Origin of the sequence: Hyphomonas oceanitis SCH89 (assembly GCF_000685295.1) — a bacterium.
In the GTDB taxonomy this organism is placed as follows: Bacteria; Pseudomonadota; Alphaproteobacteria; order Caulobacterales; family Hyphomonadaceae; genus Hyphomonas; species Hyphomonas oceanitis.
In genome coordinates this window covers 1-1,495 of the sequence record NZ_ARYL01000110.1, presented here as the reverse complement: position 1 = coordinate 1,495, position 1,495 = coordinate 1, and the positions used below count along the sequence as shown (strand labels likewise).

Below are 1,495 nucleotides of genomic sequence, written 5' to 3'. Positions count from 1 at the left end.
GTCTGGTCAGGTCAAACCTCTCAGATCAGATGGCGAACGGGCAGTCGGACTGTGGGCCAGAGTGTGCAAGGCGGTGCGTACCGATGACGCGCGATGCAAAACACGCCGTTCAGGTGGGCTGGTTCGTGTCACTGCTTCGCATCAGGCTCCTGGTGATGGCAGCCATCGCTTCTGTTATGTCGGTCCGGACGGTTCGGGGGCAGACCGACAGCCGCGCAGCGATTTCCTTGTGGGTCAGGCGGTCCAGACGGCTGAGGAGGAGGGCGTCGCGCTTGCGCGGTTCAAGTCGCGCAAGGGCGTTCTGCACGATCGCCAGCGACTGGATATCGATTATCTGCTTCTCGGGCGTCGGCGAGTGGGGGCACGCAAGCACATCGCCGAGGGCGCTGAACTCATCAGATTTTCGCGCGCGCTTCGCATAGCCCGATCTGAGGTAGTCCAGCGTGAGATTTCGCAAAGTCGTGAAAAGCAGCGGCCGCAATTCGCCGATCCCCTTGTCGGGATAGGCGCGCCTCACAGACAGAAAAGCCTCCTGCACAAGGTCTTCGGCATCAGAGGCATTGCCGATACGTATCCGGCTGAATCTGACGAGCTGGTCATATTGAAGACGAAAGACCTCGTCGAGCGCCGCACTTCCCCTAAGCCCGAAACACTCCCCCACCAGGGGACGTCTCGCAGCTCGCGCATTTCCCGGCTCCTGCATTGTCATTTGCGCACCGTCCGATGATCGGCGCCGGGTCCGCTTTTACGGGCGAGCGCTTCGGCAATTTCTGCAATGGCATCGGCGAGGTCCTTCTTGACCGTCGATCGCGAGACCGAGAGGCGCTCAGCAATCTCCTCATAGGTCAGCTGCTCGAACCGGTGGAGTTTCAGCACCTCCCGGCGGCGCGGCGCCATCCTGGCGATTACCTGTTCGGCAATGGCCAGCAATTGCGCATCCATGAGCTGGATTTCCGGGGTCGCCGTGCGCGGACAGCCGAGGCGGTCATCCCGCCCCAGCAGGTCGACCGATGTCTTCTGGCGTTTCGTATTGCCGGATTTCAGATAATTGAGGGTCAGGTTCCGCAGCGTCGTGAACAGGAGCGGTCGCAACTCGTCGATGGCCTTGTCGGGATAGGCCCGTCGGACCGCCACGAACGCATCCTGGACAAGATCCTCGGCTTCGGGCGCATCATGGGTGCGGATTCGACAGAAGCGCAGCAGCTGACTGTGATACTCCCGGAAGAGCCGGTTCAGGGCGTCCTCGCCAACGGGCCGCGCAGCAGGGCGCGGGCGGATTGATGCGGCACGACCGGGGTCAGTCCTGTTTGTCTCATTACCTGTGACAGATGCCCGGACCGCACCCCGCGGGCCGTTCTGTTCTGATCGTCGCGGTGTACCTGCCATGCCGTGCCCCTGCTTAGGTTCCGGCGTGAGACTCTCTGGTACAGGACAGCGGGCCTGCGCAGGATGCGCAGGTGATTATCAGCCATGCTTCACCAGGGTTTCCGACGCC

Annotated in this window: 2 protein-coding genes; both read right to left on the bottom strand. The window is 62.1% G+C overall.

Annotated elements, in window-relative coordinates; translation table 11 throughout:
* Window positions 1-109 precede the first annotated feature (109 nt).
* Window positions 110-661 carry an RNA polymerase sigma factor gene (locus HOC_RS20430; RefSeq protein WP_051625176.1) on the bottom strand — a complete coding sequence of 184 codons (552 nt, stop codon included), beginning with the start codon at window positions 659-661 and terminating at the stop codon, window positions 110-112.
* 44 nt (window positions 662-705) lie between these two features.
* Window positions 706-1,386, bottom strand: coding sequence for an RNA polymerase sigma factor (locus HOC_RS21630; protein ID WP_051625175.1), 681 nt, complete (start codon window positions 1,384-1,386; stop codon window positions 706-708).
* Window positions 1,387-1,495: the final 109 nt, after the last annotated feature.

Coding starts and splice junctions, on each gene's coding strand:
- HOC_RS21630 (WP_051625175.1), bottom strand. CDS start 1,386: ATGGCAGGTACACCGCGACGATCAGAACAGAACGGCCCGCGGGGTGCG.